This window comes from Rhizobium sp. NLR22b, assembly GCF_019685295.1.
In the GTDB taxonomy this organism is placed as follows: Bacteria; Pseudomonadota; Alphaproteobacteria; order Rhizobiales; family Rhizobiaceae; genus Rhizobium.
Window position 1 is genome coordinate 169432 of sequence record NZ_JABDWM010000014.1, and the last position, 13519, is coordinate 182950.

At 59.9% G+C, this 13519-nt stretch carries 24 protein-coding genes; all 24 read left to right on the top strand.

Annotated features, from left to right (window positions below; all coding sequences use genetic code 11):
* The first annotated feature begins 27 nt into the window (after positions 1 to 27).
* Complete coding sequence (gene tuf, locus HJC00_RS22390; protein WP_011424970.1) at positions 28 to 1203, top strand: elongation factor Tu; 1176 nt, start codon at positions 28 to 30, stop codon at positions 1201 to 1203.
* Between the two features lie 307 nt (positions 1204 to 1510).
* The gene (gene rpsJ / locus HJC00_RS22395) at positions 1511 to 1819 is read left to right on the top strand and encodes a 30S ribosomal protein S10 (RefSeq protein WP_003547547.1); all 309 of its coding nucleotides are present in this window, start codon (positions 1511 to 1513) and stop codon (positions 1817 to 1819) included.
* Positions 1820 to 1852: 33 nt separating this feature from the next.
* A complete protein-coding gene (rplC, locus tag HJC00_RS22400; protein WP_004674916.1) occupies positions 1853 to 2494 on the top strand; it encodes a 50S ribosomal protein L3 in 642 nt (213 codons plus the stop codon).
* 13 nt (positions 2495 to 2507) lie between these two features.
* Positions 2508 to 3128 carry a 50S ribosomal protein L4 gene (gene rplD / locus HJC00_RS22405; RefSeq protein ID WP_004674918.1) on the top strand — a complete coding sequence of 207 codons (621 nt, stop codon included), beginning with the start codon at positions 2508 to 2510 and terminating at the stop codon, positions 3126 to 3128.
* Positions 3125 to 3418: a 50S ribosomal protein L23 gene (locus HJC00_RS22410; protein WP_003547550.1), complete on the top strand. Its 294-nt coding sequence runs from the start codon at positions 3125 to 3127 to the stop codon at positions 3416 to 3418. Before rplD ends, HJC00_RS22410 begins: the two co-directional genes overlap by 4 nt.
* A gap of 11 nt (positions 3419 to 3429) precedes the next feature.
* Positions 3430 to 4266 (top strand): 50S ribosomal protein L2, encoded by an 837-nt coding sequence (gene rplB / locus HJC00_RS22415; RefSeq protein WP_184452872.1) that lies wholly within the window; start codon positions 3430 to 3432, stop codon positions 4264 to 4266.
* A gap of 15 nt (positions 4267 to 4281) precedes the next feature.
* Positions 4282 to 4560 (top strand): 30S ribosomal protein S19, encoded by a 279-nt coding sequence (rpsS, locus tag HJC00_RS22420; protein WP_007531666.1) that lies wholly within the window; start codon positions 4282 to 4284, stop codon positions 4558 to 4560.
* Between the two features lie 2 nt (positions 4561 to 4562).
* Positions 4563 to 4952, top strand: coding sequence for a 50S ribosomal protein L22 (gene rplV, locus HJC00_RS22425; RefSeq protein ID WP_004674922.1), 390 nt, complete (start codon positions 4563 to 4565; stop codon positions 4950 to 4952).
* Positions 4952 to 5686, top strand: a complete 735-nt coding sequence (rpsC, locus tag HJC00_RS22430) for a 30S ribosomal protein S3 (protein WP_003573793.1) — start codon at positions 4952 to 4954, stop codon at positions 5684 to 5686. Before rplV ends, rpsC begins: the two co-directional genes overlap by 1 nt.
* 38 nt (positions 5687 to 5724) lie before the next feature.
* Positions 5725 to 6138: a 50S ribosomal protein L16 gene (gene rplP, locus HJC00_RS22435; RefSeq protein ID WP_003573792.1), complete on the top strand. Its 414-nt coding sequence runs from the start codon at positions 5725 to 5727 to the stop codon at positions 6136 to 6138.
* Positions 6139 to 6149: 11 nt separating this feature from the next.
* Positions 6150 to 6350, top strand: coding sequence for a 50S ribosomal protein L29 (rpmC, locus tag HJC00_RS22440; RefSeq protein ID WP_004674925.1), 201 nt, complete (start codon positions 6150 to 6152; stop codon positions 6348 to 6350).
* Between the two features lie 12 nt (positions 6351 to 6362).
* Positions 6363 to 6602 (top strand): 30S ribosomal protein S17, encoded by a 240-nt coding sequence (rpsQ, locus tag HJC00_RS22445; RefSeq protein ID WP_004674926.1) that lies wholly within the window; start codon positions 6363 to 6365, stop codon positions 6600 to 6602.
* A 261-nt stretch (positions 6603 to 6863) separates the two neighbouring features.
* Positions 6864 to 7232 carry a 50S ribosomal protein L14 gene (gene rplN, locus HJC00_RS22450; RefSeq protein ID WP_003573790.1) on the top strand — a complete coding sequence of 123 codons (369 nt, stop codon included), beginning with the start codon at positions 6864 to 6866 and terminating at the stop codon, positions 7230 to 7232.
* Between the two features lie 10 nt (positions 7233 to 7242).
* Positions 7243 to 7551 (top strand): 50S ribosomal protein L24, encoded by a 309-nt coding sequence (gene rplX, locus HJC00_RS22455; protein ID WP_008521328.1) that lies wholly within the window; start codon positions 7243 to 7245, stop codon positions 7549 to 7551.
* The gene (gene rplE / locus HJC00_RS22460; protein WP_004674930.1) at positions 7544 to 8101 is read left to right on the top strand and encodes a 50S ribosomal protein L5; all 558 of its coding nucleotides are present in this window, start codon (positions 7544 to 7546) and stop codon (positions 8099 to 8101) included. Before rplX ends, rplE begins: the two co-directional genes overlap by 8 nt.
* A 32-nt stretch (positions 8102 to 8133) precedes the next feature.
* Positions 8134 to 8439, top strand: a complete 306-nt coding sequence (gene rpsN / locus HJC00_RS22465) for a 30S ribosomal protein S14 (RefSeq protein ID WP_003573787.1) — start codon at positions 8134 to 8136, stop codon at positions 8437 to 8439.
* A gap of 12 nt (positions 8440 to 8451) precedes the next feature.
* Complete coding sequence (rpsH, locus tag HJC00_RS22470; protein WP_003547562.1) at positions 8452 to 8850, top strand: 30S ribosomal protein S8; 399 nt, start codon at positions 8452 to 8454, stop codon at positions 8848 to 8850.
* A 42-nt stretch (positions 8851 to 8892) separates the two neighbouring features.
* On the top strand, positions 8893 to 9426 hold the full coding sequence (gene rplF, locus HJC00_RS22475; protein WP_008521309.1) for a 50S ribosomal protein L6: 534 nt from the start codon (positions 8893 to 8895) through the stop codon (positions 9424 to 9426).
* A 12-nt stretch (positions 9427 to 9438) separates the two neighbouring features.
* Positions 9439 to 9801: a 50S ribosomal protein L18 gene (gene rplR / locus HJC00_RS22480; RefSeq protein ID WP_210628246.1), complete on the top strand. Its 363-nt coding sequence runs from the start codon at positions 9439 to 9441 to the stop codon at positions 9799 to 9801.
* Positions 9802 to 9931: 130 nt separating this feature from the next.
* Positions 9932 to 10501, top strand: a complete 570-nt coding sequence (gene rpsE, locus HJC00_RS22485) for a 30S ribosomal protein S5 (RefSeq protein ID WP_003573784.1) — start codon at positions 9932 to 9934, stop codon at positions 10499 to 10501.
* 13 nt (positions 10502 to 10514) lie between these two features.
* Positions 10515 to 10724: a 50S ribosomal protein L30 gene (gene rpmD / locus HJC00_RS22490; RefSeq protein ID WP_221155986.1), complete on the top strand. Its 210-nt coding sequence runs from the start codon at positions 10515 to 10517 to the stop codon at positions 10722 to 10724.
* A 16-nt stretch (positions 10725 to 10740) separates the two neighbouring features.
* Positions 10741 to 11217 (top strand): 50S ribosomal protein L15, encoded by a 477-nt coding sequence (gene rplO / locus HJC00_RS22495; protein WP_210628245.1) that lies wholly within the window; start codon positions 10741 to 10743, stop codon positions 11215 to 11217.
* A 232-nt stretch (positions 11218 to 11449) separates the two neighbouring features.
* Positions 11450 to 12790, top strand: coding sequence for a preprotein translocase subunit SecY (secY, locus tag HJC00_RS22500; protein ID WP_085777822.1), 1341 nt, complete (start codon positions 11450 to 11452; stop codon positions 12788 to 12790).
* Positions 12787 to 13437 (top strand): adenylate kinase, encoded by a 651-nt coding sequence (locus tag HJC00_RS22505; RefSeq protein ID WP_210628244.1) that lies wholly within the window; start codon positions 12787 to 12789, stop codon positions 13435 to 13437. The genes secY and HJC00_RS22505 overlap by 4 nt, the downstream gene beginning before the upstream one ends.
* Positions 13438 to 13519: the final 82 nt, after the last annotated feature.

Below are 13519 nucleotides of genomic sequence, written 5' to 3' on the forward strand. Positions count from 1 at the left end.
GGGGACTAGCAAAACGGAGAGCCGAAAATGGCAAAGAGTAAGTTTGAGCGCAACAAGCCGCACGTCAACATTGGCACGATCGGCCACGTTGACCACGGCAAGACGTCTCTGACGGCAGCGATCACGAAGTACTTCGGTGAGTTCAAGGCGTACGACCAGATCGACGCGGCTCCGGAAGAGAAGGCGCGCGGCATCACGATCTCGACGGCGCACGTTGAGTATGAGACGCCGGCCCGCCACTATGCGCACGTCGACTGCCCCGGCCATGCCGACTACGTGAAGAACATGATCACCGGTGCGGCGCAGATGGACGGCGCGATCCTGGTTTGCTCGGCTGCTGACGGCCCGATGCCGCAGACGCGCGAACACATCCTGCTCGCCCGCCAGGTCGGCGTTCCGGCGATCGTTGTGTTCCTGAACAAGGTCGACCAGGTTGACGACGCCGAGCTTCTCGAGCTGGTCGAGCTCGAGGTTCGCGAGCTTCTGTCGTCCTACGACTTCCCGGGCGACGACATTCCGGTCGTCAAGGGCTCGGCGCTTGCTGCTCTTGAAGATTCCGACAAGAAGATCGGCGAAGACGCGATCCGCGAACTGATGGCAGCGGTCGACTCGTACATCCCGACGCCTGAGCGTCCGGTTGACCAGCCGTTCCTGATGCCGATCGAAGACGTGTTCTCGATCTCGGGCCGTGGTACGGTCGTGACCGGCCGCGTCGAGCGTGGCATCATCAAGGTTGGTGAAGAAGTCGAGATCGTCGGCATCCGTCCGACGTCGAAGACGACGGTGACCGGCGTTGAAATGTTCCGCAAGCTGCTCGACCAGGGCCAGGCCGGCGACAACATCGGCGCGCTGATCCGCGGTGTGAACCGTGACGGCGTCGAGCGTGGTCAGATCCTGTGCAAGCCGGGCTCGGTCAAGCCGCACAAGAAGTTCAAGGCAGAAGCCTACATCCTGACGAAGGAAGAGGGCGGCCGTCATACGCCGTTCTTCACCAACTACCGTCCGCAGTTCTACTTCCGCACGACGGACGTTACCGGCATCGTGACGCTTCCGGAAGGCACGGAAATGGTCATGCCGGGCGACAACGTCACGGTTGACGTCGAGCTGATCGTTCCGATTGCGATGGAAGAAAAGCTGCGTTTCGCTATCCGCGAAGGCGGCCGCACCGTCGGCGCCGGTATCGTCGCTTCAATCGTCGAGTAATTCCTTCGGCCACTCCGGTGGGGTGGCCGATTCGATGACAATATTATGATGCAGGCGGCGCAAGCCGCTTGCTTATTACACAGAAATGTAGCAAATGGCGCGCGAGCGCGATTTGCGCGCCGCTTTGGACGACGAAGCGGTGACTGAACAAGCAAATAAGGTGGGCTAGAAGGCCCTGAAGACTGGATAGGGATGTCGGGTATCGGCGCCCTCTCGATCTTTGAAACCGGTGGTCCGCCTTAGGAAGAAAGAACAACCCGTGTCTTGTCCAGAGACATGCGGAAAACAAACACAAGGATAACGTCGAATGAACGGCCAAAATATCCGCATTCGCCTGAAGGCGTTCGATCACCGGATTCTCGATGCTTCTACGCGCGAGATCGTGTCGACGGCGAAGCGCACCGGTGCAAGCGTCCGGGGCCCCGTTCCGCTTCCGACCCGCATCGAGAAGTTTACGGTCAACCGGTCCCCGCACATCGACAAGAAGAGCCGCGAACAGTTCGAGATGCGCACGCATAAGCGCCTGCTCGACATCGTAGACCCGACCCCGCAGACGGTAGACGCGCTGATGAAGCTCGATCTCGCCGCCGGTGTCGATGTTGAGATCAAGCTCTGAGCTTGCTCGAGCTGAGTTGGAAGGATTGAACCGATGCGTTCAGGTGTGATTGCACAAAAGGTGGGAATGACCCGCGTCTACAATGACGCCGGCGAGCATGTCCCGGTAACGGTACTGCGTATGGACGGCTGCCAGGTCGTTGCCACGCGCACTGTCGAGAAGAATGGCTATACCGCAGTTCAGCTCGGTGCCGGCCAGGCGAAGGTGAAGAATACGTCGAAGGCGATGCGCGGCAACTTTGCCGTTGCCAACGTCGAGCCGAAGGCCAAGCTCGCAGAATTCCGCGTGTCGGAAGACAATCTGCTGGAGATCGGCACGGAGCTCAAGGCGGGTCACTTTGCCGCCGGTCAGCTCGTCGATGTGACGGGTACGACGATCGGTAAGGGTTTTGCCGGCGCCATGAAGCGCCATGGTTTCGGCGGTCTGCGCGCCACGCACGGTGTGTCGGTTTCGCACCGTTCGCACGGTTCGACCGGCTCGCGCCAGGATCCGGGCAAGGTTTTCAAGAACAAGAAGATGGCTGGTCACATGGGCCAGACGCGCGTCACGACACAGAACCTGGAAGTGGTTTCGACCGACGAAGATCGCGGTCTGATCCTGATCAAGGGTGCTGTTCCCGGTTCCAAGGGTGCCTGGATCATCGTGCGCGACGCCGTCAAGTCGGCCGCGAAGTAAGGGAGCCAGATCAATGGAATTGAACGTCAAGACCCTCGAGGGAAAAGACGCCGGGAAGGTCTCCCTTTCGGACGAGATTTTCGGCCTCGAGCCCCGCGAAGACATTCTCGCCCGCGTTATCCGCTGGCAGCTTGCCAAGAAGCAGCAGGGCACGCACAAGGCAAAGGGCCGCGCTGAAGTCTCGCGCACCGGTGCCAAGATGTACAAGCAGAAGGGTACGGGCCGCGCTCGTCACCATTCGGCTCGCGCTCCGCAGTTCCGCGGCGGCGGCAAGGCCCATGGCCCGGTCGTTCGCAGCCACGAGCACGACCTTCCGAAGAAGGTTCGGGCACTCGGCCTTCGCCATGCCCTTTCGGCCAAGATCAAGGCTGATGACGTTATCGTCATCGACAACCTGGTCGCAGCTGAAGCCAAGACCAAGGCTCTCGCGTCCGCTTTCGAGACGCTCGGCCTGACCAACGCCCTCTTCATCGGCGGCGCAGAGCTTGACGGCAACTTCAAGCTTGCGGCACAGAACATCCCGAACATCGATGTTCTGCCGATCCAGGGCATCAATGTTTACGACATCGTGCGCCGTGGCAAGCTCGTGCTTTCCAAGGCTGCGGTTGAAGCGCTAGAGGAGCGATTCAAGTGACCGATCTTCGCCACTACGATGTGATCGTCTCTCCGGCGATCACCGAAAAGTCCACGCTGGTATCCGAAAACAACCAGGTTGTTTTCAATGTCGCCAAGCAGGCGACAAAGCCGGAAATCAAGGCTGCTGTCGAGGCGCTGTTCGGCGTCAAGGTTACGGCCGTCAACACTCTGCTGCGCAAGGGCAAGACCAAGCGGTTCCGCGGTTTCGTCGGCAAGCAGAAGGACGTGAAGAAGGCTGTCGTGACGCTGGCTGAAGGCCAGACGATCGACGTCTCCACCGGTCTCTGAGGAATAAGAAAATGGCATTGAAAACATTCAATCCGACGACCCCGAGCCAGCGTCAGCTGGTCATCGTGGACCGCTCCTCGCTCTACAAGGGCAAGCCGGTCAAGGCGCTGACGGAAGGTCTGACCAAGAGCGGTGGTCGTAACAACCTCGGCCGCATCACGGCTCGCTTCATCGGTGGCGGTCATAAGCGCAGCTACCGTCTGGTCGACTTCAAGCGTCGCAAGTTCGATGTCGAAGGCACGGTCGAGCGTATCGAATACGATCCGAACCGCACGGCTTTCATCGCCCTGGTGAGCTATTCGGATGGCGAGCAGGCCTACATCATCGCTCCGCAGCGTCTCGCCGCCGGCGACAAGGTCATCGCTTCGGAGAAGGCTGTCGACGTCAAGCCCGGCAACACCATGCCGCTGCAGTATATCCCGGTCGGCTCCATCATCCACAATGTGGAAATGAAGCCGGGCAAGGGCGGTCAGATCGCCCGTTCCGCCGGTTCCTACGCACAGCTGGTGGGTCGAGACCAGGGCATGGCGATCCTTCGCCTGAACTCCGGTGAGCAGCGCCTCGTAAGCGGCATCTGCCTTGCTTCGATCGGCGCCGTCTCCAATCCGGACCACGCCAACATCAACGACGGCAAGGCCGGTCGTACCGTCTGGCGCGGGAAGCGTCCCCATAACCGCGGTGTCGTCATGAACCCGGTCGACCATCCGCACGGCGGTGGTGAAGGCCGCACCTCCGGTGGTCGCCATCCAGTGACACCGTGGGGCAAGCCGACCAAGGGCAAGCGCACCCGGTCGAACAAGTCGACCGACAAGATGATCATGCGCTCGCGTCATCAGCGTAAGAAGTAAGAGAGGAAGTCTCCAATGGCTCGTTCAGTATGGAAAGGTCCGTTCGTTGACGGCTATCTTCTCAAGAAGGCTGAGAAGGTTCGTGAAGGCGGACGTGCAGAAGTGATCAAGATCTGGAGCCGTCGCTCCACGATCCTGCCGCAGTTCGTCGGTCTCACCTTCGGCGTCTACAACGGCAGCAAACATGTCCCGGTCAGTGTCAATGAAGACATGGTCGGTCACAAATTCGGTGAATTCTCTCCGACCCGCACCTACTACGGTCACGGCGCGGACAAGAAGGCGAAGAGGAAGTAACAATGGGCAAGGCAAAAGCCGAACGCCGGCTGAAGGACAACGAGGCGCAAGCAGTCGCCCGCACGCTCCGCGTCAGCCCCCAGAAGCTCAACCTGGTTGCCGCGGCCATCCGCGGCAAGAAGGTCGAGCGTGCACTCGCTGAGCTGGAGTTTTCCCGCAAGCGCATCGCGGGCGCCGTCAAGAAGACGCTCGAATCCGCGATCGCCAACGCCGAGAACAACCACGATCTCGACGTCGACGCACTCGTCGTCGCCGAAGCCTACGTCGGCAAGTCGATCGTCATGAAGCGTTTCCACGCTCGTGGCCGCGGTCGCGCGTCGCGCATCGAAAAGCCCTTCGCGCACCTGACGATCGTCGTTCGTGAAGTGCAGGCAGCAGAGGAGGCCGCATAATGGGTCAGAAAATCAATCCGATCGGTTTCCGTCTCGGCATCAATCGTACTTGGGATAGCCGCTGGTTCGCGGACAATGCCGAGTATGGCCAGCTGCTGCACGAAGACCTGAAAATGCGCAAGTTCGTGATGAGCGAACTGAAGCAGGCCGGGATCTCCAAGGTGGTTATCGAGCGTCCGCACAAGAAGTGCCGCGTCACGATCCACTCGGCTCGTCCGGGCCTGATCATCGGCCGCAAGGGCGCCGACATCGACAAGCTCCGCAAGAAGCTGTCCGATATGACCAACTCGGAAACGCACCTCAACATCGTCGAAGTGCGCAAGCCCGAAGTCGACGCAACTCTGGTCGCTCAGTCGATCGCCCAGCAGCTCGAGCGCCGCGTGGCTTTCCGCCGCGCCATGAAGCGCGCCGTTCAGTCCGCGATGCGTCTTGGCGCCGAGGGCATCAAGATCACCTGCGCCGGCCGTCTCGGCGGTGCGGAAATCGCCCGTACGGAATGGTACCGTGAAGGTCGCGTGCCGCTGCACACGCTGCGCGCCGACATCGACTACGGCACGGCAGAAGCAGAAACCGCATTCGGTATCTGCGGCATCAAGGTCTGGATCTTCAAGGGCGAAATCCTTGAGCACGATCCGATGGCTTCCGAACGTCGCGCGCTGGAAGGCGACGCACAGGGTCCGGCAAGCCGCGAACGCGACCGTGGCGATCGTCGCCGCGAACGCGACAACGCGTAATTAGCGCTGGCGAAAGATAAGCTCGGAGAAGTAAGAAAATGTTGCAGCCAAAGCGTACTAAGTACCGCAAGCAGTTCAAGGGCCGCATCAAGGGCGTCGCCAAGGGCGGTTCTGACCTGGCATTCGGCGAATTCGGCCTGAAGGCTCAGGAGCCCAACCGCGTCAACGCACGCGAGATCGAAGCGGCTCGCCGCGCGATCACGCGTTACATGAAGCGCGCCGGCCGTGTATGGATCCGCGTGTTCCCGGACGTTCCGGTAACCGCAAAGCCGACCGAAGTCCGCATGGGTAAGGGTAAGGGCTCCGTTGAGTACTGGGCATGCAAGGTCAAGCCCGGTCGTATGATGTTCGAGATCGACGGCGTCAGCGAAGAGATCGCCCGTGAGGCGCTTCGTCTCGGCTCTGCCAAGCTCTCGGTCAAGACGCGCTTCGTACAGCGCATTGCAGAGTAAGGATTGAGCTCATGAAAGCCTCAGATGTTCGCGCGTTGACCGCCGACCAACTCAAGGACGAGCTTGCCAAGCTGAAGAAGGAGCAGTTCAACCTGCGCTTCCAGAAGGCGACCGGCCAGCTCGAAAAGTCCTCGCGCATCAACGAAGTCCGCAAGGACATCGCCCGCGTGAAAACCATTGCCCGCCAGAAGGCGGCAGAAGTTAAGGCCTAAAGGAAGAAAAATATGCCGAAGCGCATCCTGCAGGGCGTCGTCGTTGGCGACAAGAACGAGAAGACGGTAGTGGTTCGTGTCGAGCGTCGTTTCGCTCACCCGCTGCTCCAGAAGACCGTTCGTCGATCCAAGAAGTACAAGGCCCACGACGAAAACAACCAGTACAAGATCGGCGATACCGTATCCATCGAGGAATGCGCGCCGATCTCCAAGGACAAGCGCTGGACGGTGATTGCCGCCCAGGGCAAGTAACAGAATTTTGGCCGAGGCCTTGCGTCTCGCCGAAATATCTGTATGAAGCAGCGTCAGAACGCTCGAATGCCGGGCGTTCTTTTGCTTTGAGCGCACGGAAGGTCCCGTTCGGGAAACCACCCTGGCACGATCGACCCCGCGCTATTCAGCTATGCCGTGTTGTTGCCTGCCGTTACGGCAGGTCGGCCGGCGAACATTTTCATAAGCCGGGGTAGGGGGCTTAGGCCCAACCATTCCGGTAAACCAAGAAGGCGACCTGATATGATTCAGATGCAAACAAACCTCGACGTCGCGGATAATTCCGGCGCACGTCGTGTCATGTGCATCAAGGTGCTGGGCGGCTCGAAGCGCAAGTATGCCTCGATCGGCGACGTCATCGTCGTTTCGATCAAGGAAGCGATCCCGCGCGGCCGTGTGAAGAAGGGTGACGTGATGAAGGCGGTTGTCGTTCGTACCGCCAAGGACATCCGTCGTCCGGATGGCTCGGTCATCCGCTTCGACACCAACGCAGCAGTCCTCATCGACAACAAGAAAGAGCCGATCGGCACCCGTATCTTCGGACCGGTTCCGCGCGAACTTCGCGCCAAGAACCACATGAAGATCATCTCGCTGGCTCCCGAAGTACTGTAAGGAGCGAACGATGCAGAAGATTCGTAAGGGCGACAAGGTCGTCATGCTCGCTGGCAAGGACAAGGGCCGCACCGGCGAAGTCGTACAGGTTATGCCGAAGGAAGATCGTGCGGTCGTCCGTGGCGTCAACGTCGTCAAGCGCCACCAGCGCCAGACGCAGACACAGGAAGCCGGCATCATCGCCAAGGAAGCTCCGGTTCACCTGTCCAACATTGCAATCGTCGACAAGGACGGCAAGCCGACCCGCGTCGGTTTCAAGGTCGTTGACGGCAAGAAGGTCCGTGTTGCCAAGCGTTCTGGAGAAGTGATCGATGGCTGAGGCAAAGTACGAGCCGCGGCTCAAGAAAGAATATGTCGAGCGCATCCGCAAGGCGATGCAGGAGAAGTTCTCCTACGCCAACGAGATGATGATCCCGAAGCTTGACAAGATCGTTATCAACATGGGTGTGGGCGAAGCCACGGCTGACTCCAAGAAGCCGACCGTTGCTGCTGCCGACCTGGCTGCTATCGCTGGTCAGAAGCCGGTCATCACCCGTGCACGCAACTCTATCGCTGGCTTCAAGGTCCGCGAAAACATGCCGATCGGCGCGAAGGTCACCCTGCGCGGCGCCCGCATGTACGAGTTCCTGGATCGCCTGGTCAACATCGCGCTCCCGCGCGTTCGCGACTTCCGCGGCCTGAACCCGAAGAGCTTTGACGGCCGTGGCAACTTCGCCATGGGCATCAAGGAGCACATTGTGTTCCCAGAAATCAACTACGACAAGGTTGATCAGATGTGGGGCATGGACATCATCGTTTGCACGACGGCGACGACCGACGACGAAGCACGGGCTCTCCTGAAAGAGTTCAGCTTCCCGTTCCGTCAATAACCGTAACGACGAGCGTAGAAAAGGAACCTGACATGGCGAAGACAAGCGCAGTTGAAAAGAACAAGCGCCGCCGTACTACGGTCGCCAACCAGGCCGCTAAGCGGGCTGCGTTGAAGGCGATCATCATGAACCAGGCTCTTCCGATCGAAGAGCGGTTCAAGGCCTCGATCAAGCTGGCATCCCTGCCGCGCGATGGATCGAAGACCCGTATTCGCAACCGTTGCGAAGTTTCGGGGCGTCCGCGCGCATATTACCGCAAACTGCGCATGTCGCGTATTGCGCTGCGTGAACTGGGCAATCTCGGCAAGGTGCCGGGCATCGTCAAGTCGAGCTGGTAAGGAGCAGGTTAGATGACAATGACTGATCCGTTGGGCGATATGCTCACCCGTATCCGTAACGGCGCTTCCCGCCGCAAGTCGTCGGTTTCGACGCCTGCGTCCAAGCTCCGCGCACGTGTTCTCGATGTCCTGCAGTCCGAAGGCTACATCCGTGGCTATTCCGTTGTCGATTTCGGCAATGGCAAGTCGGAGCTCAGCATCGAGCTGAAATATTATGAAGGCGCATCGGTGATCCGTGAGATCGGCCGTGTGTCCAAACCGGGCCGCCGGGTTTATGTCTCGGTCAAGTCCATTCCGCAGGTCGCGAACGGCCTCGGCATCACCATCCTTTCGACTCCGAAGGGTGTGATGGCCGATCACCAGGCTCGCGAACAGAACGTTGGTGGCGAGGTTCTTTGCTCGGTCTTCTAAGATTGGGCAGGGATCTCCATAGCGAACAGACAGGATTGAAACATGTCTCGTATCGGTAAGAAGCCCGTTCAGGTGCCTGCTGGGATCACGGCTACGGTCGATGGCCAGAAGGTTACCGCAAAGGGCCCGAAGGGCGAGCTGTTTTTCGTTGCTAACGACGAAATCAGCCTCAAGCTCGAAAACAACGCGGTCGTTGTGACGCCCGTGAACCAGACCAAGGATGCGCGTTCGAAGTGGGGCATGTCCCGCACGATGATCGAAGGCATCTTCAAGGGCGTCAAGGACGGCTTTGAGCGCAAGCTCGAAATCAACGGCGTCGGTTACCGCGCCGCCCTGCAGGGCAAGAACCTGCAGCTGGCCCTCGGCTTCAGCCACGACGTGATCTATGAGCCGCCGGTCGGCATCACGATCGCCGTTCCGAAGCCGACTGAAATCGTTGTCTCCGGCATCAATAAGCAGCAAGTCGGTCAGGTCGCCGCTGAAATCCGCGAATATCGCGGTCCTGAGCCCTATAAGGGCAAGGGCGTCAAGTACGCTGACGAGCGGATCGTCCGCAAAGAAGGCAAGAAGAAGTAAGGATCACGCGAAATGGCTAGCAGGAAAGAAGCACTTGCACGTCGTGCCAACCGCGTGCGCCGTCATCTCAAGTCGGTGGCCAATGGCCGTCCGCGCCTGTCGGTTCATCGCTCCTCGAAGAACATCTATGCCCAGATCATCGACGATGTGGCTGGCAAGACGCTTGCGTCTGCCTCCACTCTCGAGAAGGATCTGCGCGGTTCTCTGAAGACCGGTGCCGATACCGCCGCCGCTGCTGCAGTGGGCAAGCTCGTCGCCGAGCGCGCCTCCAAGGCCGGCGTGTCGGAGGTCGTGTTCGACCGTGGCGCCTTCATCTATCATGGTCGCATCAAGGCTCTTGCCGAAGCGGCCCGCGAAGGCGGTCTCACCTTCTGATCAGTTTCCGGCCGGACGCGTCAAGCGCCGGCCGGATTTTCGCCGGACCGCGGCACTCTCCAAAAGGGGAGGCTGATGCGGTCCACATTTGTTTGCCGATTGCACCCGGAAAAGAAAAAGGAAGAGGACAATGGCACAGGAAAGAAGGCCGCAGCGGGAAGACCGCCAGAGCCGTGAAGAGCGCGATAGCGAATTCGTCGACAAGCTTGTCGCGATCAACCGCGTCGCCAAGGTCGTCAAGGGCGGCCGTCGTTTTGGTTTCGCAGCACTCGTCGTCGTCGGCGACCAGAAGGGTCGCGTCGGCTTCGGCCATGGCAAGGCACGCGAAGTGCCGGAAGCCATCCGCAAGGCAACCGAAGCCGCCAAGCGCGAACTGATCTTCGTACCGCTGCGTGACGGCCGTACGCTGCATCACGACGTTCATGGCCGCCATGGCGCCGGCAAGGTTCTGCTGCGCTCGGCCAAGGTTGGTACCGGTATCATCGCCGGTGGTCCGATGCGCGCCGTATTCGAAACGCTCGGCATGCACGACGTCGTCGCCAAGTCGACCGGTTCGTCGAACCCCTACAACATGGTTCGCGCCACCTTCGACGCTCTGAAGCACCAGGTTCACCCGAAGGACATCGCAGCTCAGCGCGGCATCAAGTATGCAACGCTGCAGGCTCGTCGTAGCGCCTCCGGCAACGCCTCTGAAGAATAAGAGGAGCTGACCAATGGCCAAGGCTACCAAGAAGGCTGAAACGAAGACTGTCACGATCGAACAGATCGGCAGCCCGATTCGCCGTCCGGACGTCCAGCAGCGCACGCTGATCGGTCTCGGACTGAACAAGATGCACCGTCGCCGCACGCTGGAGGATACTCCTTCCGTTCGCGGCATGATCCGTGCTGTCCAGCATCTCGTTCGCATCGTCGACGAGAAGTGAGACGGAGGAAACGCTCATGAAACTCAATGAAATCAAGGACAACGAAGGCTCCACCCACAGCCGCAAGCGCCTCGGCCGCGGTATCGGTTCGGGCTCCGGCAAGACGGCTGGTCGCGGTGTCAAGGGTCAGAAGTCCCGTTCCGGCGTCGCCATCAACGGCTTCGAAGGCGGCCAGATGCCGATCTATCGTCGCCTGCCGAAGCGCGGCTTCAACAACATTTTCGCTTCCGACTTTGTTGTCGTGTCGCTTGCTCGCATTCAGGCGGCAATCGACGCCGGCAAGCTCGATGCCAAGGCGACTGTTGACGCAGCTGCCCTAAAGGCCGCCGGCGTTATCCGCCGCGCCAAGGACGGCGTTCGCGTTCTCGCTGACGGCGAGCTCAAGGCCAAGATCACCATCGTCGTCGCAGGCGCTTCCAAGCCCGCCGTCGAGAAGATCGAAAAGGCCGGCGGCACAGTGACGCTGCTTTCGGCTCCGGCTGCAGCAGAATAATATCTGATGATATATCGCCCGGGGTGCTTCACACCGGGCGATTTTGCTCCCATATGTGGGCCTCACAAAAACTTGGCTGGCGCCCCGCGTCATGCCGGTAAGACTGGAAAACAAGGGTGAGGCATGGGGTTGCGCTGCAATCCGTCCAAAACCCAGTTTTGAATTATTTTCATACTGATTCCGGGGCCGGTATTTCCCCATAGACGCCGGAATTGGTAGGGCGGAGAATCGCATGGCTTCTGCAGCGGAACAATTGGCATCCAACCTCAATTTTTCGACCTTTGCCAAAGCCGAGGATTTGAAGAAGCGCCTGTGGTTCACACTGGCAGCTCTCCTCGTCTACAGGCTCGGCACCCATATCCCGCTTCCGGGTCTCAATCCCGAAGCCTATGCCCAGGCGTTCCGCGGCCAGGCAGGCGGTATTCTCGGCCTTTTCAACATGTTCTCGGGCGGCGCCGTTCAGCGCATGGCGATCTTTGCGCTCGGCATCATGCCCTATATCTCCGCTTCGATCATCGTGCAGCTGATGACTTCGGTCGTGCCGACGCTTGAAAACCTGAAGAAGGAAGGCGAGCAGGGTCGCAAGATCATCAACCAGTACACCCGCTACGGCACCGTCATTCTGGGTGCGCTCCAGGCATACGGCATTGCCGCCGGCCTCGAGAGCGGCCAGGGTCTTGTCGTCGATCCGGGCTGGTTCTTCCGTATTTCCACCGTTCTGACGCTGCTCGGCGGCACGATGTTCCTGATGTGGCTCGGCGAGCAGATCACCTCGCGCGGTATTGGCAACGGCATTTCGCTGATTATCTTCGCCGGTATCGCAGCCGGCCTTCCGAGCGCTCTTGCCGGCACGCTCGAACTCGGCCGCACCGGCGCGCTGTCGACCGGCCTCATCCTGCTCGTCATCATTGTCGCGATCGCCGTCATCGGTGTCATCGTCTTCGTGGAGCGCGCCCAGCGCCGGCTGCTGATCCAGTATCCGAAGCGCCAGGTCGGCAACCGTATGTTCCAGGGCGATACGTCGCACCTGCCGCTGAAGCTCAACACATCGGGCGTGATCCCGGCGATCTTTGCCTCTTCGCTCCTACTTCTGCCGGCGACGGTCGCGGGTTTTGCCAACACCACGGCGATGCCTGCCTGGGCGACGTCGATCGTTGCCGCCCTCGGTCATGGCCAGCCGCTCTACATGGTGCTCTATGCGGCGCTGATCGCCTTCTTCGCTTTCTTCTATACGGCCATCGTCTTCAATCCGAAGGACACGGCCGACAATCTGAAGAAGCATGGCGGCTTCATTCCCGGCATCCGTCCGGGTGAGCGCACTGCCGAATATATTGACTACGTGCTGACCCGCATCACGGTGATTGGCGCCATCTATCTCGTCTTCGTCTGCATCCTCCCGGAGATTCTGGTGTCGCAAACCGGCATTCCATTATCCCTTGGTGGGACTTCGCTTTTGATCGTGGTTAGCGTAACTCTTGATACGGTTGCACAGATCCAGGGTCACCTGATCGCGCAGCAATACGAAGGCCTGATCAAGAAATCGAAGTTGCGAGGAGGAAAGAGGGGGCGATGAGACTTATCCTTTTGGGGCCGCCGGGCGCGGGCAAGGGAACCCAGGCCCAGCGGATCGTGGAAAAGCACGGCATTCCGCAGCTTTCTACGGGAGACATGCTGCGTGCGGCGGTCAACGCCGGCACGGAGGTCGGCAAGCGCGCCAAAGCGGTGATGGATGCCGGCAAGCTGGTCTCGGACGAGATCGTCATCGCCATTGTCTCCGAGCGAATCGATCAGCCCGATTGCGCCAACGGTTTCATTCTCGACGGTTTCCCCAGGACGCTCGTCCAGGCGGACGCCACCGAGGCGATGCTGAGGGCGAAGGGTCTAGGTCTCTCTGTCGTCATCGAATTCCGTGTCGACGATGCCGAACTGGTCCGTCGTGTTGCCGGCCGCTATTCCTGCGCACAGTGCGGCAGCGTCTATCATGACACTGACAAGGTTCCGGCCAATGAGGGCGTGTGCGACAAGTGCGGTTCCACCCACTTCAAGCGCCGCCCGGACGACACTCCGGAAACCATGACGGCCCGGCTGCAGGTCTATTACAAGGAGACCTCACCGCTGATCGGCTACTACCATGCCAAGGGCAAACTCAAGTCCGTGGACGGCATGGCGGAGATCGATCAGGTGACCGCCGAAGTCGAAGCCATTCTTTCCAAGCTTTAAGGCTTTGAAAATAAAACTTGGCGGAACGGTTGCTTTTCAGCAGTGATTCCGCTAAACACCGCGCCAACTCGCGACATTCCAT